We start from the raw sequence: 21,466 nt of genomic DNA, 5'->3' as shown, positions 1-21,466 counted from the left end.
GAAGGACCTGAACAAGAACAGGATACTCAACAAAACGCTAAACAAGAAGGACCTGAACAAGACGTCGAACAAGAACAAGATACTCTACAAAACGCTAAGCAAGAAGGACCTGAACAAGACGTCGAACAAGAACAGGATACTCTACAAAAGGCTAAACAAGAAGGGCCTGAACAAGAACAAAAACAAAATAATCGACAAAATGCTGAGCAAGAAGGACCTATTGTTGACCAAGAACAAAGGACAACACAAGAAGGGCAAACACAAAAGCAACATGAGCAACAAACACAAACATTAGGAGACCAGCTCCAAGCGCAAGGACAACAAACTATTCAGGGGCATACAAATGACTCCCCGTTAAACAATACCCAAACCATCTCCACAAATGTGGGTGGTGTTACCGTTAATGTGAATTTAGAATGCGAGTGCAATGAAAAGAAAAAAGATCGAAAACATAATCGAAAAAAATATGGTTGCAGCTTTGAAGACTGTGATTGTAAGTTTAAAGAACACGATTGCAGTGAAAAGAAAAAAGATCGAAAACATGATCGAAAAAAATGTGAGTGCAGCTTTGAAGACTGTGATTGTAAGTTTAAAGAATGTGAGTGCAATGAAAAGAAAAAAACTCGAAAACATAATCGAAAAAAATGTGGTTGCAGCTTTGAAGACTGTGATTGTAAGTTTAAAGAATGTGATTGTTGTACTGCATCTTTATCCGCATTATTGCGCATGATACAAAATGCCCAAACTACGATTCCTATCCCCGCAGATAAACAGATAAACATCTATGTAAATACAACGACTCCGCTAGGAAACCCGATTCCAAATCAGGTCATTACTAATGTAAATGATTGTGCAACTGTAACATTTAAAAAGGTAAATCTAAATACACCAATTCTAAATACAACCTTACAAATAAATAAAATTACAGGTATTAGTGCCGTTAACAATCCAGTTTTTGATTTTCTACTTGCTACAACTAACAATTACGACAGCATAAAAAAAGAAACTGAACACTGTGATTGTAAACGTAATTGTAAAAAATGTTGTTCCCACACGGTGGGCACAGAATTAGAAGCAACTTCAAATTTTGGATTGAAAATAAACCTGCTCGTTGAAGGGTTTCCTTCCATCATTGACAATATCTTTGTATTAAAAGTATGCGATTGTCTTGCGTTTTTTGTAGATAATCTTACTACACCAACAACCATCTACGTATTTTCTATATGTTCTATTGTTGGTTTTACTGTTCCTCCACAAACTTTAGGATAAAAAAGAGAGTGATGGATATCTCCTATTCATCACTCTCTTTTTCCTTCGGAAGTATATTACGAATTTTCTTCTTACTGATTTCAGGTTTTTTCTCTGCATCTGCCTCTATTGATACAGAAATCGCATCCTCTTTTTTCTCCATTTGTTCTATGTCCATCCGAATTTGATCTTTTATATCCATAAGTATAGCTTGTAAGCCTTCCTCTGTTTGTTGTAAGATTTCCTGCTTATTTGCAATGTCCATGTTACGAATGTTCCTTTTCATCTGTGATTTTTGTAATTTTAAACTCATTTTCAAATCACCTAAAACATCCTTGATAAGTGTAGAAATCTCCTTTTCTAATTTTTTCGCCTCTTTAGAACGCGGATCGGATGACGGATTCGTACTAGAGGTGAATACACTTGAATGCTGTGTACCACTTAATTGTTGTGTATTACTTGACTGTTGTGTCTCACTTGAATGCTGTGTACCATTTGGTTGTTGTATATTACTTGACTGTTGTGTCTCACTTGATTCTTGTGTTCCCATCATTCACACCTCAATTCAAAATAGTTCTCAATGCCTAACATAATGTATGCAAGAGGTAAGAAATATGGAACTAGGAAAACAGCAGCACAAATGGGTCGAAAAATAAAGTGAAACTTTAATCAGTGGGGGTTTTCTTCATCCCCCACTGATTATTAGTTGAACCAATCGGACTCTTACTGCCCAAAAGTAGCAGGATAAAAACATTTAAATGCATATGCAAACAAATTCATTGCATCTTATATATATTATGTATACAGACATTATAAAACATTTCATTTAGAGGTGAAAAAATGACTTCTAATAAAAAAAAGCTATACACTACTAACAAATCTGGCTATACGTATCAAAGTGATGATATTCATTATAATAGTCAATACTTTAGAGAGCACTTTCCAAATTTATGTGATAATCAAAATAATGATGCAAGATTACAAAATGGTACTAATCTACAAAACAACAATCAATTTGTAGACTCGCAAAATACAGTCATGGCTAAAATTTATACGACCACTTTAGCTAATACATTACAAAATGCAGTAGTGGTGTCAAAATCGATCACTCGTCCGTCTAAAAAAATTGAAATCAGTGGTGGTGCACCTCTTATTAGTGCAAATGCCGCTGGGCCTTCTCCAAGTGCGCACTTGATAGTTTCATTTAAAATAGCAGGTCTTGACGATAATATGACGACAACAGCTACTGCAAGCGCTGATGTAACTGCAGTATACGCTTGCATAAACAGGAGCGGAAACTTCCCTAACGATCTGAAAAAAGCTGTAGTAAGCGGACCCGTTAAAGCATCTGTGAGATTTACCTCCGGAAAAATTGAGCAAGTTACTCGAACCCTTACAATATATTTACCTGCACTAACATTAGAATGCCCTCTAGGACAAGAAATGGTTCTTGTATCGGCTTCCTACACGAATGTTCAAGTTTCAGAACCCCATACCGGCACAGTATCTATTGAGGGAATATTCGAAAGAACAAATTTTGAGATATAACGGAAATGAAGTGAAACTTCCATCGGTGGGGATCTTACTGCCCACGAATAGCGGGATAAAAAGGGAGATAATCCAATTATAAAAACCACTGTATGTACAGTGGTTTTTATAATTGCGAAAGTACGATATCCATCTCTGTTTCACTCATTATTTTTTCTCATACACTTAAAATTTTCCACTCTTGTCTCTTTCGTTCTTCCTCGTACAGGCATATATTGAATTATCATGAATAAGGGGATGAGATTTCATGACGAATCAACACTTTAAGACGAATGCACAATTTATTAATGCCAGTGCCGCTGGACCTTCTTCAAGCGGGAACCTGTTAGTTTCATTTCAAATAGCAGGTCTTGACGATAATGTGACGACAACGGTTATTGCAATGGCAGATGCACTGGCAGTATACGCTTGCATGAACAGAGATGGAAGCTTTCCTAGTAATACGAAGAGAACTGAAGTTAGTGGAACCCTTGAAGCATCAGGAGAATTTACCTCAGGAGGAAATGGACAAATTACTAGAATGCTTACGCTAAGTCCACCTGCAGCAACATTAGAATTCCCTGGAGGACAGATTATGGTTCTTGTATCAGTTCTCTACACAAATATTGAGATCTTCGAACCCGATGCAGGGGTGCAATTTATCCCGGGGACATTCGAAAGAACATTCTTCGAGATATAATAGAAGCGAAAAAAATATCCATTTCACTACCGATATCAGTGATTATGTAGAAAAAGAGACTCTTTAAGGTCTCTTTTGTTATTTTTCCGTACTCTGTGCATAGAAAAAACACCTCTGACAGTAATTTGTCAAAGGTATTAGCAAATTATTTATATTAGCCAAGACGGCCATTGTTGATTTGGAGATATTTCTATTTAAAGCATTAACTAAGGTATTTACGTATTTCACACTTACGATAAGAACCTCGAACCCGCCAAAGTTCATTTTACCGCCTAACTTAACCTAAAAAAAATTGAACTAACTTCATTCCACCCCATACACCAATGATTCCCATGATTGCTGAGAAAACCGGGGGTGCAGGAATCGGGAGTTTTAACAGAGTAAATATGATTCCTACGATTAATCCTGCGAAAGTTGACATTATGATTTCATGCATGTTACCTTCCTCCTGTTTGTTTCATGTGCTGTTTTTCTCTAATTTATAAATCATATATTGAACCCAGATAATCGCTAACACAGCTTGTATTAGCATTCCCTAAAATAGGATATTTTTCATACGTGTTGAGTTATTATTAAAAAAAGGATAGAACAGGCAGTATGTAACTGCTTGCATCTATCCTTTTCTTTCTCTTTATATAAAGTGAAACTTCCATCAGTGGGGGTTTTCTTCATCCCCCACTGATGGAAAGCTCTCACCAATCGGGCTTTTGCGGGCAGTTGTCCCCCACCTATCTTCCTCGTTTCTTTCTTCATCTTGAGGTGGGTATCTTACTGCCCGTTAATACGGGATAAACCTCTTCAATAATTTCCTAACTCAGATTCAGGACTCTGAATGATCACCGGATTTTTAGCTGGATCTAGCCACTTCAATATAGAAATAACGTCTTGCTGATCCGTACCAGTACAACCATTTGTATACATATCAGAAACATGGAAGAAGATTGCACTTCCGGCACCTGGAATTCTGTCTGTATTATAGTTAATGACAAATCCATAATTATAAGCAGGTATATCCATCTTTTCAGCACTGTTCCATTGTCCCTGCGTCGCACTGCGAGACTGCCATGTGTTATAGAGAGCACTGTTCGAATCATCAACCCAAACGTCATCCGACGTAATTTGACGGAATGGTAATTTTGTACCTGGGTTGCCATAACGACCAAATGCCGTACCAATAGAATATTTTCCCCTCGGCGACTGCACAACATTCTCACCCATTTTCGATGCAAATCCATCCCGGCCAATATGCCCATTAATATCTAACAGCTGCTTCCAAGCACCATTTACACGTTCAAACGTACGAATACGTGCTAAGTTTGTTCCGTAACCATTCGTTGTAACTACAATTAATTGGTTATTATCATCAACTGTATGGAAACTATCTGCAAGTGTGATTCCACCTAGGCTAACCGCTCGGCTATCGAGCCATCCAGTGCGGCCGTTTTGCTCAATTTGGTACCACGTCACCTCGTTATAGGTTGCAGATTGTAATAAATTCAAGTTTTGATGTACAAAATCCGCTGCAGAACCAACATAATTAGCATGCTGCATTCCATAAGGCTTCGTCCAGACCGCATTACCTGCTACATTGCTCACATGTCCAACTTTGTTTAAAGGTTGAATATTCGTTGCACTAGAAATTGCATTTGCATCAATCCAACCTTCTTCGTGACCATCTACTTTAAAATAATACCAATGCACCCCATCTTTATCTAAGCTGCGGGTAATCTGAATCGGACGACTATCATAATTATTTGCAAAACCAACAAAGGATGCACCATTTTCACCATAAGGTGCACTCCATACTGCATGACCATCCGTATCTCCAACAAGTGCGATTCGATTTTCATCTTTTATATTCGATATCGTTTTCGTAAATACTCTCGCATCTACCCAACCCAATACTTTGTTGTCTACCATAATTTTATCCCACGTAACCGTTCCTTTCGTGGCACTTTGTACAACCTGTACGTTTTGATAGCTATAACTATTGGTAGAATCAACCCAACTTGCGCCATATTCGCCGTAAGGAGCGCTCCATATTCCGTCTCCTTTCGTAGAAAGACCCATTACAGCAGAGTAATTTTCATCTTTTACATTCTGTAAATCTGAAACTGCCTTCTCTCCGTCAATCCAACCTAGCAGTTTGCCATCTTTCATCACATGATACCATGTTACATTCCCTCGCGTTACAGTCTTCACCACTTGAACTGTTTGATAGGCATAATCATTGGTGCTTCCAATATACTTAGCACCTGTGACCCCATAAGGCGTTGTCCATACACCATTGTTATAAGTACTTCCGATTGTAACCGTAAAATTGGCATCTTTTGCTTCCCCAGCATTATCTAACGCCTTTTGATCTATCCAGCCGATTACCTTGCCATCTACGCTAAATTTATACCACTGCACACCGCCATATGTAGCACTTTCTACCAACTGAATATCTTGGTAAGCGTAAAGATCCGTTGAACCTAAATAATTCGCACCCGATACACCGTATGGCATCGACCATACACCATTGACTGTCGTTGCCCCCATCACAGCAGTCTGATTAATCGTTTGGATATTTTTCAAATCACTTAGCGCGCGGCTATCAAGCCATCCGATTACTTGACCATTTATACTAAATTGATACCATACCACATCATTTACAATCATCTTCTGAACTAGCTGAATCTCTTTACCCGAATAATCATTCGTAGACCCTACATAACTAGCACCCGTTAATCCATAAGGAAGCGTCCAAATGGAATTTCCTTTCGTCCATGCCACGATTTGATTCTCTTGTACGCTAGTCGCAGGAGGATTATCCGCCGCTTGAACTGGAAGTGCAAAAAACAGTAAAGCTCCTCCTATCAGCACAAAATTACGGTACAATCTGGAATACAACTTCTTCTTTTGCAAACTCTGCTCCCCCCGAATGTCTTTCCTATGTATGAAAGTTTTTTCTCCTATTCTATCATTATCCATACAAAAGGAGGAAGAGGTATCATCTCGCTTCGAACAAAATTCAGCAACACCGACTTCAACATAAGGACTGGCACTGTATATACGCTTATAACATATACTGAATTTGAATCTGCCGTAAGCAAATATGTCCCACTGTTTTATCTCCTTATTTATAAAGGAGGAGTCAATATGGGTTTTGGAGCTGGTTGTGGTTGTTTTGGAGGCGGATTCGCCTTATTAATTGTGTTATTCATCCTGTTAATTATAATTGGATGTAGCTGTTTTTGAGGCGGATTCGGCTGCTAGAAAAAACCAACCAACAATACCTAAAATAAAGAGTCCTATTTATAATAGGACTCTTTATTTTGTTCAATTTTATTTTCTTGCAACCTTTCAGCATTTTATCTATTGTTGATGACAATGGGAAAATCTAAGCTCTTAGGTTGATGAGCATGTATGGGGCTCCCTAAAATTACACTTTGATAAGTTTAGCTTCATAGACATGGGAATAACCCGAAATTATATGAATGGATAAAGGGTATTCCCTATCCAGAATGCTTTTTAGTGATGTTTAATTTGAGGATACGATATACCGATAGGAACGAAAAAGAGCTTTAGTATGCCCGATATACAACTTCATTTTTTGGAAAAATATTACATCTATATTATGTGTATTGTTTAATATGAAAATTAAAAGAAATTACAGTTTAATTGTTTGAGCACTTTTTACATCAGCAAACCATTGCCCAAGTACATGATTATGATGATCAATAATTTGCGATGCAGATAAAACTTGAGAATCGTATGTACTATGCCCATCTTTTACAAGTATAACGTCATATCCACGTCCATAGGCTGATCGACATGTTGCATCCACGCAAATCTCCGATTGAATTCCTGTGAGAATAATTCGTTTTATATTCCTTGCCTTTAATTCTTGTTGAAGACTTGTTTCATGAAATGAATCAGGATGATTTTTTTCAAGTATGATGTCATGTGTTGAGGGAGCTATAGATTTATGAATTTCCCAACCTGATGTTCCTCGTTCAAGAGGTGCCCCGGATGGTCCGTTAAATTTCATATAAATAACGGGGACATGAGAAGAATGCGCCTTCTTAATTAACGATTGAATTGTTTGTAATAGCTCTTCTCCTTTATATAATATTTTTTCCTCTTTAAACGAACCCTCTTGTACATCAATAATGAGTAGTGCTGTACAATTTTCTCCCATAAAAAACACCTCCCAACATGTTTCAATTTACAAAAACAATGAAGGAAATCCACTTTTAATGTCCCCCAAATCAGTCATCCTATAATGTATAACCATCAAATGAAATGGAAGAAAATAAATCCTCAAAGGAGTATAGAACTATTTCCAATAAAGTGAAGTTTCTATTAGTAGAGCCCCCACTGATAGTTAGCCCGCCTAATCGGGCATATACAAACAGTAAGACCCCTATCTCGATTTTCTTTGAATTTCGAGATAGGGGTCTTACTGTCCCGCGGGATAAATCAATCTTTCTTCAAATCCCTTACATTAGAGAGATATAAAGCAACAACTAAAATGAGAATAGAGCCTGCATATAATAATGTTTCAAATGGTTCTTCATGAGAAACAATAATTAATCGAATTAAGGCTGTAATTCCTATGTAAATAAAATAGCGCAACGGAAAATGATAATTCGATTTGAAATATTTAATAATCAATGCAATAAACTCAAAATATAAAAAGTAAACAATAATGCTTTCAACTAGTTTATACGGTGTGTATTTTTTTGATGAAAATACGTACTGTATAAATGTGAATGTTTCATTGATTAAAAAGATAGATAGAACAAGGGATAATATAATAAGAGCTATATTTAATATCCACTGTAAAATATTAGCAATGTAATAATCGACTTTAGATCTTTGCATTTCATCTAGTACTCCTCCCTATATGTAAATTATGCTAATACATTATAGCAAAACTGCTTCACTATACAAAAGGTGACAATTTATTAATTACTATACACAATTAATAAAATATGAATTGTACAATTGTTTAACTAAAAACTCTTCCTTACAATTTTAAGAATCATAAGCTCGCCAAAAATGCATCCTATTATATCAAGACTTGGATAGAAAAGATAAAATGAAACTTTAATCAGCCCTCCCCAATCGGGCTTTTACGGGCAGTTTATCTCCCGCCTAACTTCTTTGCTTTCACTGAATTTTGAGGTGGGAGTATTACTGCCCACGAATAGCGGGATAAAAATCATCACCATATCTCAAAAAAGAAATTAAAGTAATTATTGTAATAAATGTTCACCAAAAACTAATGTATAATAATGTGAATGATTTACAACTTTTTAAAGGGTTGTATGAAGATGATTTTTTGAGATATACCTTTGTATCATTAGCGAGAGGGGGAAATTATGTGAACTTTAATGTAAATGAAGCTGTTGAGATTCTTAATCGTACACCACAAACGTTGGAGTATTTTTTGTCTGGTTTATCTGATGGATGGTTGCACTGCAATGAAGGGGGAAGGAACATGGAATGTCTCTGAAGTGATTGAACACCTCATTGAGGGGGAGAAAAACAATTGGATACCGCGGCTAGAATTTATTCTCCAGGAAGGTAAAAGTAAACCTTTCCCTCATTTTGATCGTTTTTCCCACTTAAACAATAAATCTCAAGGATCTATTGAAGAAAAATTATTTGAGTTTAAAGCAATTAGAAAACATAATATAACCAAACTTACATCACTTATTGATTCTGAATTACATCTTGAATTGACGGGATACCATCCTGCATTTGGTGTAGTGAAGGTAAGAGAATTGATTTCAACATGGGTTGTTCATGATTTAACACATATTTCTCAAATCGTTCGTGTTATGTCTGAAAGGTACAGAGAAGACGTTGGCCCATGGGATGCATATTTAAGTATATTAAAAAAAAAATAACAAAAATCATCGATTCCTGATACATTTCCATTAAAAATTGATTCAATTCTTTCGTGCGAAAAATAAGATTTTCTTCATCAAAGACACCTTCAGCAATGCGGCGAAAAAAACGCTCCATCCCATGCACTAATACATTCCCTCATACTCTTAACAGCGAAGAATCGTTCGAAATCATTCTACCAATATTACTGCCCGTTAATGCGGGATAAATCGTATTCTGTTCCTCACGTTCCATGAAGAAGGAGAAAAGGGGCATTAAAATTTTGCCCCTTTTGTTAATCTAGAACAGGAGTGTGATCAATCCACTGAATAAATTGTTGTAAATAACGCTGAAGATATCGTTTTGTTTTTTCATCAGTAAGCACTTTTTGATCGGAATCAATTTTTTCATGTACTTGCGAAATCAGCATTTTTTGAAATGGAAGAACATGAACTTGCATGGCTTCTAGTATTTGTCTGATTTGCATTTGAGCAAAGGCGGTACCTAATCCGCCAGGAGTTGCTCCAATTAAGCCAACTGGCTTTCTACTAAGAACGGAGGATTTCGAAGGTCTTGATGCCCAGTCCAACGCATTTTTTAACGCACCTGGAATGCCGGAATTGTACTCTGGACTAACGATAATAATACCGTCAACTTCTTGAATAGATGACTTAAATGATGTTACTACTTCTGGATCTCCGCCTACTTCTAAATCTTCGTTAAATAGAGGAAGCTCTTTTATCTCGATCCAACGAAATTGGACAGAATCACTCATATCTGTTAATGATTGAGCAATGATTCGATTATAAGAATTTTTTCTTAAACTGCCGCAAATAAGGCCAATCGTTCTAGTCATTTAAATTACCCTCCTTGTTCGAAGTTACCTTTCATGATACTATACTCTATCAAATATGGGAAGGAGTGCTAAAGATGGAAGAAAAAAAGGTTACATGGTTAGAACTTTTTTATGACCTGTTATTTGTAGCAGCAGTTGCAACTACTACTCAAGTTCTAGTTCATGTTGAAAAAGGGTATATTCATCCAGAATATTTATTAAAGTTTGCTCTCATGTTTATCCCGATATGGTGGTCTTGGACTGGACAAACAATGTTTACGAATCGGTATGGGCAAGATTTTTTACATCAACGTATATTTATGATTCTTCAAATGTTGTTTGTTCTTATTATGACATCCAGCTTATCGGTAAATTTTGATCAATACTACCTCTCCTTTCTTATTGGTTATATTGGATTAAGAGCACTAACAGCTATCCAATATCTTGTTGTTCAAAAGATAGAAGAAGGTAATCGAAAAAAGGTGGCTCGCTTTTTAGGAAGAGGTTTTTGGCTTGGAATCATAATCTCATTTTTTTCTCTCTTTTTTGATTCATGGATTCGATACGCCTTGTTATATGCAGGAATTATTGTGGATATTATTGTACCTATTTTCGGACGCAAGTATTTGGTGAAAGCACCACCCAATACAGCTCATTTATTAGAACGGTTTGCTTTATTGACATTAATCCTTTTTGGAGAATCGGTCGTCAGTACCATTTCTGTGCTGCAGCCGCAAAAAGGGGATTGGCATTCAATCTCATTTTCGTTTATTTCATTTATCCTTATTATTTCTATGTGGTGGCAGTATTTTGATAATGTAGAAAAGAAAGTAGATAAATCAATCCAAACAGCCGGCCAAATCATTATTTACGGTCATTTGTTTATTTTAATGTCTTTAAGCATGATTGCTGCATCTATCAAGCTGCTGTTTTTACAAGAGGTTCGTTATTTGTTTATCATGTATTTTGTATTCGGTTCTGTATTACTCTATTTCATTGCAACTTCTATTGTTTTTCATCAATACAGATATGAAAAACATCGTTTGAAATATTATCATTTAGGGCTATTTTTAGCGATTTTAGCCATCTTTTTTATTATTAATTTAATAGTAGTAGTTCCGAACATTGTCATAATAGGAGAATTAACCTTGTTCTTTATCATCTATGCTAAATTAACAACGACTTAATAAGATTCTGAAGTTTTTATGAGGTTCATGAGGGAAAGGAAAATTTATTTGGATAATCATATTTAAAGGGAAAAACAATGCAACTTTATTACAAATGATTAAACTTTTCTTTAAAGATGCAAATACACATTCTCTCCCCACAACTCTTCCTTACAAATTTAAGATATAACACTTTGCCGTAAACTAAAAGAAGCATAAGTTGGCCAGAACGGCCATCTTATGCTTCTTGTTACACACAAAATAAAAAAACCACCAAATATGTATTGGTGGAGACGGTGGGAGTCGAACCCACGTCCAAAAGTATCGGCACTTAAGCTTCTACGAGTGTAGTCGATATATTAGCATTTCGCAAATTCTTCGGCCTATCGACAGGCTTCCGAATTGCTAGTCTGGTTGTTCTCTTCCTTTGTCCTCAGACGGTGAACTCCGGCGTAGCCCACTTAGAGTGAGTCCGCTACCCTACCACATGGGCGATGGAGGGGCGAACCGCTAAAAGCTGTTATTAAGCAGCTAAAGCGAAGTTGTTTTGTTGTTTGCCAGTTATAGGCTTTGACGTTTTAACGAGGCCGATCCCCTCGACTCGCAACCTAAGCTCGAACTACCCCTGTCGAATCCGTAACGTCCCCATATAAGAAATGGAGCATACGAAGTATATTCGTGATAGCTGCTATTGAGCTGTTTTTCAATGTTCAACTGGCCTTACATTTGTTATTATAGCATACGTTCGCTATTTTGCAATTGTAAATTTTTGTATTATGCTTTTTGACGATCACGGAATGCACGTGCAATTTCGCGCTTTGCTTCCTTCTCTTTTAAATCGTGGCGCTTATCATATTGCTTTTTACCTTTACCTAAACCAAGTTCCATTTTCGCAAATCCATTTTTTAAATAAATTTTAAGCGGCACAAGCGTATAGCCTGTTTCTTTTGTATACCCAATAAGCTTTAAAATTTCTCTTTTATGAAGAAGTAACTTTCTTGTACGAAGCGGATCATGGTTAAAACGATTACCTTGTTCATATGGACTAATATGCATATTATGTACCCATACTTCACCATTTTGCACACGTGCAAAGGCATCTTTCAAGTTTACACGACCTGCACGAATTGCCTTAATTTCCGTTCCTTGAAGGACAAGACCTGCTTCGTATGTTTCTTCAATAAAATAATCATGATATGCTTTTTTATTTTGTGCGATGACTTTTCCTTGACCTTTTGGCATCTCGATTGACGCCTCCCTTCATTTTTACCATTGTAGCAAAATATGAAGAAAGAAGCCATATATGGCTTCTTTCTTACTTACGTTTTTTCTTTTTCTTCTTAAAGTTCGGTGCATTTTCAAAGAATGCCTTTTTCTTTTTAACACCATTTCGTTTTCCATTTCCATTTCGGTTTGACTCGTTGTCTTGTCCACCGCGATTATTTTCACGGCCGCCACGTTTTCTTCTATTTCCTTTTGGCTGCTCAATGACAACAGGACGATCTTTTCGTTGTCGCTTCACATTGCCTTTCATACCGACAATTTCAAAGTCAATCGCACGCTCATCTTTGTTTACATTCACAACGCGAATCGTAATTTCATCGCCAATACGGAAGACGTTTCCTGTACGTTCGCCAATCATCGCAAAATGATGTTCGTCATAACGATAATAATCATCCGTTAAATAGCTGACATGAACAAGACCTTCAATTGTGTTTGGAAGTTCTACGAATAAACCGAAGTTTGTTACAGAACTAATCATACCATCGTATTCTTCACCAATTTTATCAAGCATGTACTCTGCTTTTTTCAGTTCATCCGTTTCACGCTCTGCTTCAACAGCACGGCGCTCCATGTTGGAAGAATGCTCGGCAATATCCGGTAAGTTTTCGCGCCAATTCGCTTGTGTTTCACTATCGATTTTTCCGTTAATGAGATACGTGCGAATCAATCGGTGCACAATTAAATCTGGGTAACGGCGAATTGGTGATGTGAAATGTGTATAAAACTCTGTAGATAAACCAAAATGGCCGATACTCTCTGCATCATAACGAGCTTGCTTCATGGAACGAAGCATAACTGTCGAAATGACAATCTCTTCGGGCTGACCTTGTACCATTTCAAGAATTTGTTGAAGCGCACGCGGATGTACTTCGTTCCCGCGACCTTTTACCGCATAACCGAAGTTTGTAATAAACTCAAAGAAACGCTCTAATTTATCTTCTTTTGGATCTTCGTGAACACGGTACATAAACGGTACGTTCATCCAGTGAAAATGCTCAGCGACTGTTTCGTTTGCTACAAGCATAAATTCCTCGATTAACTTCTCAGCTACAGAACGATCACGCAAAATCACATCAGTCGGCTTTCCTTCTTCATCCACTAGCACTTTTGCTTCTTTGAAGTCAAAATCAATTGCCCCGCGACGCATACGCTTTTCACGTAAAATGGCAGCCAATTTCCCCATCTCTTGGAACATTGGTACTAACGGCTCATAACGCGCCATTAATTCTTCATCTTCATCATCTAAAATGTGCTTCACATCAGAGTATGTCATACGCTCCGTCGTTTTAATAACGCTTTGGAAAATTTCATGACTCACTACTTCCCCTTGATCATTAATTTCCATTTCACAAGATAATGTTAAACGATCTACTTTTGGATTTAATGAACAAATTCCGTTAGACAAACGATGCGGAATCATCGGAATTACGCGGTCTACAAGATAAATACTCGTTCCTCGTTCAGCTGCTTCGCGGTCAATTGCAGATCCTTCCGTAACATAATGACTTACATCCGCAATGTGTACACCGAGCTTGTAGTTACCATTCTCAAGCTTCGTTACTGTAACCGCATCATCTAAGTCTTTCGCATCCGCACCATCAATTGTAACAATTGTTTGGTCTCGTAAATCACGGCGCCCTTGTAAATCGTTCTCATCAATTGTTTCTGGTACACTGTTCGCATGCTCCATTACATCTGCCGGAAACGCAAGCGGTAAGTTATGCTTATGGATAACTGATAAAATATCAACGCCTGGGTCGTTTTTATGACCAAGAATTTGAATAACTTCTCCTTCTGCACTTAAACGATCTTGCGGATAGCTCGTAATTTTAACAACGACTTTATGTCCTTCTACTGCACCCATAGAAGCATTTTTTGGAACGAAAATATCGCTCGCCCATCGCTTATTGTCAGGGAGAACAAATCCAAAATTTTTCGATTCTGTATATGTACCAACTAATTCTTTTGTTCCGCGTTCTATAATCCGAACAATTGTCCCTTCCTTGCGTGAACCGCTTGATTCCGAACTAATACGTGCTAATACTGTATCACCATGCAGTGCACCCTTTAATTCTGTTGGCGGAATAAAAATATCATCTAACCCTTTTTCCTCAGGTACGACAAACGCAAATCCACGGGCATGTCCAATTAGTTTACCGCGCACTAAGTTCATCTTTTCTGGAAGACCATAGCGGTTACTTCTTGTTCGAACAACAAGCCCTTTTTCCTCCATAATGACAAGTGCTTTCACAAACTCTTTAAAATCCGCTGCATCTTCAATGCCAAATGCTTCTTCTAATTCTTGCACAGTAAGCGGCTTATATGCTTCTTCTTTCATAAACGATAACAATTTATCGATGTTTGCTTGAATGATTTCTTCCAAGTACAAAAACCTCCTTTTAAATCCTCGTATTCTATAGTCTATCCGAAAATATAACCATGTATAAATGATGTTTTTTTATGTAAAAAAGAGGCAACTAGATCTTACCAATCTAGTTGCTCCAAGAAGTTATATACATCTTCGTGCAGCTCATCACGCTGTTTATCCAGCGTAATTACATGCGTGGAATCTTCGTACCATTTCATTTCTTTTAAATTTGACTCTACACCGTTATAAATAATGTTTGCGCTATCTGTATTAATCATTTCATCATGACGTGCTTGAACGACAAACGTCGGTGCATAAATCATATCAATGTTATTGCGTACATCACGAATTAAACCTTGCAGTGCTTTTAATGTGTTCATCGGTGTTTGTTTGAATTCAAACATCTCTGCTTCAATTTGCTCTGGTGATTTACGCTCACGTTTTTTATATTCGCGCGCATATGCTAATATACCTTGATACATGATTTCTTCACTCTTAATGTACATCGGTGCACACATTGGTACAACTCCAATAATCGGCATTGTATAAGCAAGTTTTAACGAAAAAACGCCGCCCAGTGATAAACCAACAGCTGCAATCTTTTCATATCCTTTATCTTTTAAATGTTGGTACGCTGCCATAACATCTTTCCACCAGTCTTCTGGACCTGTGTGTACAAGTTGCTCCGGCGGTACACCATGACCTTTATAAATCGGTGCATGACATGTATAACCTTTTGTCTCTAAATAACGTCCGAGCATACGAACATCTGCAGAGTTCCCTGTAAATCCATGTAATAGTAAAACTGCACGTTCTCCCGCTTCAAATGTAAACGGTTTTGGGGATGCTAGCTTCATTTTACGTTCTCCTTCTCTTCCTATAATGTAATCTTCATATATGGTCTATTTATAGTTTATCATAGTTTCTTTTCCATAATCTAATTAGAAACTTTTTTGCTTAAAGTAAAAAAAAGATTCAACCCGAAAAAGGCGAATCTTTTTATTTTATACTTGTAAGTACGTAACAGCAAATGTTAATACAAAAAATAGTATAGAAACAACAACTGTAATGCGGTTTAATATAGCTTCTATTCCGCGTGCTTTTTGCTTACCGAATAATTGCTCTGCTCCGCCGGAAATTGCACCGGATAAACCAGCACTCTTACTAGATTGCATTAATACAAGTACAATCAATAACAGTGATACAATAATAAGTAAAACTGATAAAAACGTATGCACTTTACATGCCTCCTAAAGTTTCGATTACTTTAAATGTATCATAAAATAATTGGAAAAGCGAGAGCGTCTCATGGACTCTCACTCACCGAATACTTCACCACATTAAATAAAAAGCGCCGCAAACAATGGACCAAGTATACATGTTAAGATTGCTGTTAATGTCATTGTTACTGATCCAATTACACCTTCATGCTCATTATTTTTCATCGCACGCATAACGCCCATAATATGAGATGCACAGCCAAATCCAATTCCTTTTCCAACAGAATTTGTCACTCTGCTCCATTTTAATAAAATAGGACCAGAAATGGTTCCAGATATTCCTGCAACTACTACGAAAGCTGCAGTTAACGATGGTACACCACCAACTTCTTGTGACACACTCATGGCTACTGGCATTGTTACTGACTTTGGTAAGGAAGATAAAATTAAGCTTTTATCCGTTCCCATAATTGTGGCAATTATCATATCACTTGCAATTGCAACTATCGTTCCCACCAATACACCACCAGCAATTGGTACAACATACTTCTTCAAAACGCCGCGTTGTTTATATAGAGGGATTGCAAATGCTACCACACCAGGACCAAGCAATTGCGAAATCCAGCCCCCGCCGCTTTGCATGTATTGTTGATATGGTATATCAAATACGACTAACAACAAGATCATTAAAGCTGTTGCGACAAGCATTGGAACTGTAAACGGTGTTGGAATCCATTGATAAATCTTCTTTGACAGTTGATACAATAAAGCCGTTACAATAATCCAACCAATTCCGATTACTATACTCATTGTGTCTCCTTTTCCTTTCTAGTCGCAAGATATTGTCCTGTATGTCCTGCTACAATAATAATTAAAAACGTACTCGCGATAATAGTAATACACAGCGAAATACCTTTATTCATAAAAAAAGAACCATAATTCATTAAACCAATGGTTGCAGGAATTAATAAAAATGGCATAAGAGCCATCAATGTTTCTGCTCCTAATTCAAACCATTTTACTGGAAGGACTTTTAAACCAAGCAATATGAGCAACAAGAACATCCCTATTAAATTCCCTGGAATTGGGATGTGCAGCGCTTCTTGGATCCACGTGCCAATCATATTAAACACGTAAAGTGCTGCTACTTGGACAATAATTTTTGTGAATTTCATCTGTCTATCATCCTTCATTATACGATTCTTTATACTTTCTATATTTATCATAGTATAAATTGTAAAAACCCGCAATTTCCCGAATTGACAAGCAAAACCGACCATGGTATGCGCTTACAATGGCATTTTTACTGTATTTGTAAACGTAATTAGGAATGAAATGAACTTATTGCAGCATAAAGTTTATATTTTCAGACTTTTCGAGAGGATACTAGAGGTGAGAATTTGACCGTAAATAGCAGGATAAAGTGAAACTTNNAGTGGGGGTTTTCTTCATCCCCCACTGATGGTTAGTTGAACCAATCGGGCTTTTACGGACAGTTATTCCCCACCTATCTTCTTTGCTTCTCTCTCAATCTTGAGGTGGGGGCTTACTGCCCGTTAATGCGGGGGAAAAATAAAACCGGCCGTGATTTCTCACGGCCGGTCTTTATATTCTACAATTATTTTTTAAGGTTGTAGAAAGATTTTAAACCATCGTAAACAGCGATTTCGCCTAGTTCGTCTTCGATGCGTAATAATTGGTTGTATTTCGCAATACGGTCAGTACGGCTCATAGAACCAGTTTTGATTTGGCCAGCGTTAGTTGCAACTGCGATGTCAGCGATTGTAGCATCTTCAGTTTCACCAGAACGGTGAGATACAACTGCTGTGTAACCAGCACGTTTAGCCATTTCGATTGCTTCGAAAGTCTCAGTTAAAGTACCGATTTGGTTAACTTTAATTAAGATTGAGTTAGAGATACCTTTTTCGATACCTTCAGCAAGTTTTTGAGTGTTAGTTACGAATAAGTCGTCACCAACTAATTGAACTTTTTTACCAAGACGGTCAGTTAATAACTTGTGGCCATCCCAGTCGTTTTCGTCTAAACCATCTTCGATAGAGATGATTGGGAAGTTCTTGCAAAGATCTTCGTAGAAATCAACCATTTCTGCAGAAGTCATGCTGCGACCTTCACCTGTAAGATCATATTTACCAGTTTCTTTGTTGTAGAACTCAGAAGAAGCAACGTCCATTCCTAAGAATACGTTTTCGCCAGCTTTGTAACCAGCTTTTTCGATTGCTTCGATGATTACTTCTAATGCTTCACGGTTAGAACCAAGGTTTGGAGCGAATCCACCTTCGTCACCTACTGCTGTGTTAAGACCTTTGTCATGTAATACAGCTTTTAATGCATGGAATACTTCAGCACCCATACGGATTGCTTCTTTGAATGTTGGAGCACCAACTGGTAAGATCATGAACTCTTGGAAGTCTACGTTGTTGTCAGCGTGAGAACCACCGTTGATGATGTTCATCATTGGAGTTGGTAATTGTTTTGCATTGAATCCACCAAGGTAACGGTATAATGGAAGACCTACATAGTCAGCTGCTGCGTGAGCTACTGCCATAGATACACCAAGGATAGCGTTAGCGCCTAATTTACCTTTGTTTGGAGTGCCGTCTAATTCGATCATAGCACGGTCGATTCCAGCTTGGTCAGTTACATCGAAACCAACGATTTCTGGAGCGATAACTTCGTTTACGTTATTTACTGCGTTAAGAACACCTTTACCAAGGTAACGAGATTTGTCACCGTCACGTAATTCTACTGCTTCGTATTCACCAGTAGATGCACCACTTGGTACTAATGCGCGTCCGAATGCGCCGCTTTCTGTGTATACTTCTACTTCTACAGTTGGGTTACCACGAGAGTCTAAAACTTCACGAGCATAAATATCTAAAATTGCTGGCATATTATTTCTCTCCTTTTATATGTGTAATTATTTAATAATTGTTTTACCTGTCATTTCTTTTGGCTGTTCAACACCAAGAAGTGTAAGCATTGTTGGTGCGATATCTCCCAAAATACCGCCTTCACGAAGCTCAATATCTTCTTTTGTAACGATGAAAGGAACCGGGTTCGTTGTATGAGCTGTCATCGGTGTGCCTTCTGGAGTTAATTCCTCGTCAGCATTACCATGGTCAGCAGTAATAAGTGCTACACCATCTTTTGCAAGAATTGCTTCTACAACTTTTCCTAAACATTCGTCAGTTGCTTCTACTGCTTTAATTGTTGGTTCCATCATCCCAGAATGGCCAACCATATCACAGTTTGCAAAGTTTAGAATGATAACATCTTGTCTGTCATTCTCAATTTCATTTACAAGAGCATCTGTTACTTCATAAATGCTCATTTCTGGTTTCAAGTCGTATGTTGCGACTTTTGGTGAGTTAATTAAGATACGCTCTTCTCCTGGGAATTCAGCCTCACGACCACCGCTAAAGAAGAATGTAACGTGCGGATACTTTTCAGTTTCCGCAATGCGAAGTTGTTTTAATCCCGCTTGTGAAACAACTTCACCTAACGTATTATCCAAGTTCATTGGCTTAAATGCTACATAACCTTTTACCGTTTCACTAAAGTGTGTCATACAAACGAATTCTGGAATGTGAGGTACTTTTTCACCACGATCGAACTCACGGAAGTCTTCGTTTGTAAATACACGAGCAATTTGAATTGCACGGTCTGGACGGAAGTTGTAGAAGATGATTGCATCATCATCATTGATTGTTGCAACTGGCGTTTCATCTTCATTTACCATTACAGACGGCAATACGAATTCATCGTAGATACCATTTGCGTATGAGTCATCCACACACTCATATGCTGTTTTGTAAGTAGGGCCTTCGCCGTTCACCATGGCACGGTAACATTTTTCAACGCGATCCCAACGCTTGTCACGGTCCATGGAGTAGTAACGACCGGAGATTGTCGCGAACTGTCCTACTCCTGTTTGTTTTATCACTTCATTTGTTGCATCGATATAACCTTTTGCTGTTTGCGGACCAACATCGCGGCCATCTAAGAACGCATGGATATATACTTTCTCCACGCCTTCTTTTGCAGCTAAGCGAAGAAGAGCAAACATATGGTCAATGTGACTATGCACACCGCCATCAGAAAGTAAGCCGAATAAATGAAGGGCTGTACCTTTTTCCTTCACGTGTTTCATTGCATTTTGAATCGTTTCGTTCTGATCGAACTCACCTTCACGAATTGCAACGTTTACACGCGTTAAGCTTTGGTATACAACGCGGCCGGCACCAATATTTAAGTGTCCTACCTCAGAGTTACCCATTTGACCTTCTGGAAGGCCTACCGCCTCACCGCACGCTGTTAGTGTTGTGTGAGGGAACTTGTTCCAGTAGCCGTCGAAATTAGGTTTCTTAGCTTGTGCTACAGCATTCCCGTAAGTTTCTTCACGTAGTCCAAAACCATCAAGAATGATTAAAGCTGTTGGCTTTCTCATTTTACCGCCTCCAAAAGACCTAAGAAGGACGCAGGCTCTAAGCTTGCACCGCCAACTAAAGCACCATCGATATCAGATTGTGCCATATATTCTTTAATGTTTTCAGGTTTTACGCTGCCGCCGTATTGAATACGAACTGCTTCTGCAGCTGCCGGAGAAACAGCTTCAGCAACAACTTTACGGATGTGCGCACATACTTCGTTTGCATCTTGTGCAGAAGAAGATTTACCTGTACCGATTGCCCAAATTGGCTCATATGCGATAACAGTTGCTTTCACTTGCTCTTCTGTTAAACCTGCAAGTGCCTTAGTCACTTGACCTGCTACAAGATCAAATGTTTTTCCGCTTTCGCGTTCTTCTAACGTTTCACCACAGCAAACGATTGGTGTTAAACCGTGCTCAAATGCTGCTAACGTCTTTTTGTTTACTGTTTCGTCTGTTTCAGCAAACATTTCACGACGCTCAGAGTGGCCAAGTACTACGTAGCTCACCTTTAAGTCGCTAAGTGCTACTGGGCTAATTTCGCCAGTGAATGCACCATTTTTTTCGAAGTGCATGTTTTGTGCACCTACTTGTAAGTCAGTTCCTTCTGAAGCTGCTACAAGACGCTCTAAGAAAAGAGCTGGCGAGCAAACAACCGCATCAACAGCTGTAGCTGCTGGGATTTGACCTTTTACTTCCTCTACGAAGCTAACTGCTTCAGATAGAGTTTTATTCATTTTCCAGTTACCTGCGATAATTGGTTTACGCATGCTTTGCACCGTCCTTTT

Annotated in this window: 19 protein-coding genes, 1 other RNA gene and 3 pseudogenes; 6 read left to right on the top strand and 17 right to left on the bottom strand. The window is 37.9% G+C overall.

From position 1 onward, the window contains the following. Nucleotides 1-1,269: pseudogene (locus tag CN326_RS24570) on the top strand (hypothetical protein); the annotation flags it as partial. A 22-nt stretch (nt 1,270-1,291) separates the two neighbouring features. Here the strand turns inward: CN326_RS24570 and CN326_RS09160 are convergent. Continuing rightward, the gene (locus CN326_RS09160; RefSeq protein WP_176524560.1) at nt 1,292-1,798 is read right to left on the bottom strand and encodes a hypothetical protein; all 507 of its coding nucleotides are present in this window, start codon (nt 1,796-1,798) and stop codon (nt 1,292-1,294) included. Nucleotides 1,799-2,088: 290 nt separating this feature from the next. Between CN326_RS09160 and CN326_RS09155 the strand changes: the two genes are divergently transcribed. Together CN326_RS09155 and CN326_RS09150 are read left to right on the top strand one after the other, a co-directional pair. Further along, nucleotides 2,089-2,796 (top strand): hypothetical protein, encoded by a 708-nt coding sequence (locus CN326_RS09155; protein WP_098308491.1) that lies wholly within the window; start codon nt 2,089-2,091, stop codon nt 2,794-2,796. A 247-nt stretch (nt 2,797-3,043) separates the two neighbouring features. Beyond that, nucleotides 3,044-3,475: a hypothetical protein gene (locus CN326_RS09150; RefSeq protein ID WP_098308489.1), complete on the top strand. Its 432-nt coding sequence runs from the start codon at nt 3,044-3,046 to the stop codon at nt 3,473-3,475. A 277-nt stretch (nt 3,476-3,752) separates the two neighbouring features. On the opposite strand, the gene CN326_RS09145 is transcribed toward CN326_RS09150, so the two are convergent. Both CN326_RS09145 and CN326_RS25560 read right to left on the bottom strand, forming a co-directional pair. Next, a complete protein-coding gene (locus CN326_RS09145) occupies nt 3,753-3,911 on the bottom strand; it encodes a XapX domain-containing protein (protein ID WP_098308487.1) in 159 nt (52 codons plus the stop codon). Between the two features lie 362 nt (nt 3,912-4,273). After that, nucleotides 4,274-6,382, bottom strand: a complete 2,109-nt coding sequence (locus CN326_RS25560; RefSeq protein WP_176524558.1) for a GW domain-containing glycosaminoglycan-binding protein — start codon at nt 6,380-6,382, stop codon at nt 4,274-4,276. Nucleotides 6,383-6,616: 234 nt separating this feature from the next. On the opposite strand from CN326_RS25560, the gene CN326_RS09130 reads away from it, so the two are divergent. Further along, nucleotides 6,617-6,715 carry a YjcZ family sporulation protein gene (locus CN326_RS09130; RefSeq protein ID WP_098308481.1) on the top strand — a complete coding sequence of 33 codons (99 nt, stop codon included), beginning with the start codon at nt 6,617-6,619 and terminating at the stop codon, nt 6,713-6,715. 412 nt (nt 6,716-7,127) lie between these two features. Here CN326_RS09130 and CN326_RS09125 read toward each other — a convergent pair whose 3' ends face one another. Both CN326_RS09125 and psiE read right to left on the bottom strand, forming a co-directional pair. Beyond that, entirely contained in the window at nt 7,128-7,658 is a 531-nt protein-coding gene (locus CN326_RS09125) for a cysteine hydrolase family protein (protein WP_098308479.1), read from the bottom strand. Nucleotides 7,659-7,939: 281 nt separating this feature from the next. Continuing rightward, nucleotides 7,940-8,344 (bottom strand): phosphate-starvation-inducible protein PsiE, encoded by a 405-nt coding sequence (psiE, locus tag CN326_RS09120; RefSeq protein ID WP_098308476.1) that lies wholly within the window; start codon nt 8,342-8,344, stop codon nt 7,940-7,942. 502 nt (nt 8,345-8,846) lie between these two features. Here psiE and CN326_RS09115 point away from each other — a divergent pair. After that, nucleotides 8,847-9,375 (top strand): annotated as a pseudogene (locus CN326_RS09115) (DinB family protein). Nucleotides 9,376-9,400: 25 nt separating this feature from the next. Here CN326_RS09115 and CN326_RS25555 read toward each other — a convergent pair. Next, nucleotides 9,401-9,532, bottom strand: a pseudogene (locus CN326_RS25555) (carboxylesterase); the annotation flags it as partial. A 118-nt stretch (nt 9,533-9,650) separates the two neighbouring features. After that, on the bottom strand, nt 9,651-10,211 hold the full coding sequence (locus tag CN326_RS09110) for an NADPH-dependent FMN reductase (protein ID WP_098308474.1): 561 nt from the start codon (nt 10,209-10,211) through the stop codon (nt 9,651-9,653). A 74-nt stretch (nt 10,212-10,285) separates the two neighbouring features. Between CN326_RS09110 and CN326_RS09105 the strand changes: the two genes are divergently transcribed. Next, nucleotides 10,286-11,377, top strand: coding sequence for a low temperature requirement protein A (locus CN326_RS09105; RefSeq protein ID WP_098308472.1), 1,092 nt, complete (start codon nt 10,286-10,288; stop codon nt 11,375-11,377). Between the two features lie 264 nt (nt 11,378-11,641). Here CN326_RS09105 and ssrA read toward each other — a convergent pair. The 10 genes from ssrA to tpiA form a co-directional block, all read right to left on the bottom strand. Continuing rightward, nucleotides 11,642-12,003: a transfer-messenger RNA gene (gene ssrA, locus CN326_RS09100) on the bottom strand. 127 nt (nt 12,004-12,130) lie between these two features. Next, on the bottom strand, nt 12,131-12,598 hold the full coding sequence (gene smpB / locus CN326_RS09095; RefSeq protein WP_098308470.1) for an SsrA-binding protein SmpB: 468 nt from the start codon (nt 12,596-12,598) through the stop codon (nt 12,131-12,133). A gap of 73 nt (nt 12,599-12,671) precedes the next feature. Then, complete coding sequence (rnr, locus tag CN326_RS09090; protein ID WP_483295640.1) at nt 12,672-14,978, bottom strand: ribonuclease R; 2,307 nt, start codon at nt 14,976-14,978, stop codon at nt 12,672-12,674. A gap of 146 nt (nt 14,979-15,124) precedes the next feature. Then, complete coding sequence (locus CN326_RS09085) at nt 15,125-15,865, bottom strand: alpha/beta hydrolase (RefSeq protein ID WP_098308466.1); 741 nt, start codon at nt 15,863-15,865, stop codon at nt 15,125-15,127. 147 nt (nt 15,866-16,012) lie between these two features. Then, nucleotides 16,013-16,246: a preprotein translocase subunit SecG gene (gene secG, locus CN326_RS09080; RefSeq protein WP_098308464.1), complete on the bottom strand. Its 234-nt coding sequence runs from the start codon at nt 16,244-16,246 to the stop codon at nt 16,013-16,015. A gap of 102 nt (nt 16,247-16,348) precedes the next feature. Beyond that, nucleotides 16,349-17,038: an LrgB family protein gene (locus tag CN326_RS09075; RefSeq protein ID WP_098308462.1), complete on the bottom strand. Its 690-nt coding sequence runs from the start codon at nt 17,036-17,038 to the stop codon at nt 16,349-16,351. Continuing rightward, nucleotides 17,035-17,403: a CidA/LrgA family holin-like protein gene (locus tag CN326_RS09070; protein WP_098308460.1), complete on the bottom strand. Its 369-nt coding sequence runs from the start codon at nt 17,401-17,403 to the stop codon at nt 17,035-17,037. The genes CN326_RS09075 and CN326_RS09070 overlap by 4 nt, the downstream gene beginning before the upstream one ends. Nucleotides 17,404-17,846: 443 nt before the next feature. Next, nucleotides 17,847-19,139 (bottom strand): phosphopyruvate hydratase, encoded by a 1,293-nt coding sequence (eno, locus tag CN326_RS09065; RefSeq protein WP_098308458.1) that lies wholly within the window; start codon nt 19,137-19,139, stop codon nt 17,847-17,849. Between the two features lie 27 nt (nt 19,140-19,166). Next, complete coding sequence (gene gpmI / locus CN326_RS09060) at nt 19,167-20,696, bottom strand: 2,3-bisphosphoglycerate-independent phosphoglycerate mutase (RefSeq protein ID WP_098308456.1); 1,530 nt, start codon at nt 20,694-20,696, stop codon at nt 19,167-19,169. Then, nucleotides 20,693-21,448, bottom strand: a complete 756-nt coding sequence (gene tpiA / locus CN326_RS09055; RefSeq protein ID WP_098308454.1) for a triose-phosphate isomerase — start codon at nt 21,446-21,448, stop codon at nt 20,693-20,695. Before tpiA ends, gpmI begins: the two co-directional genes overlap by 4 nt. Nucleotides 21,449-21,466 lie beyond the last annotated feature (18 nt).

The sequence above is a fragment of the Bacillus sp. AFS018417 genome (assembly GCF_002560985.1).
Lineage (GTDB): Bacteria > Bacillota > Bacilli > Bacillales > Bacillaceae_G > Bacillus_A > Bacillus_A rhizoplanae.
This window is presented reverse-complemented; position numbering and strand designations above follow the sequence as displayed.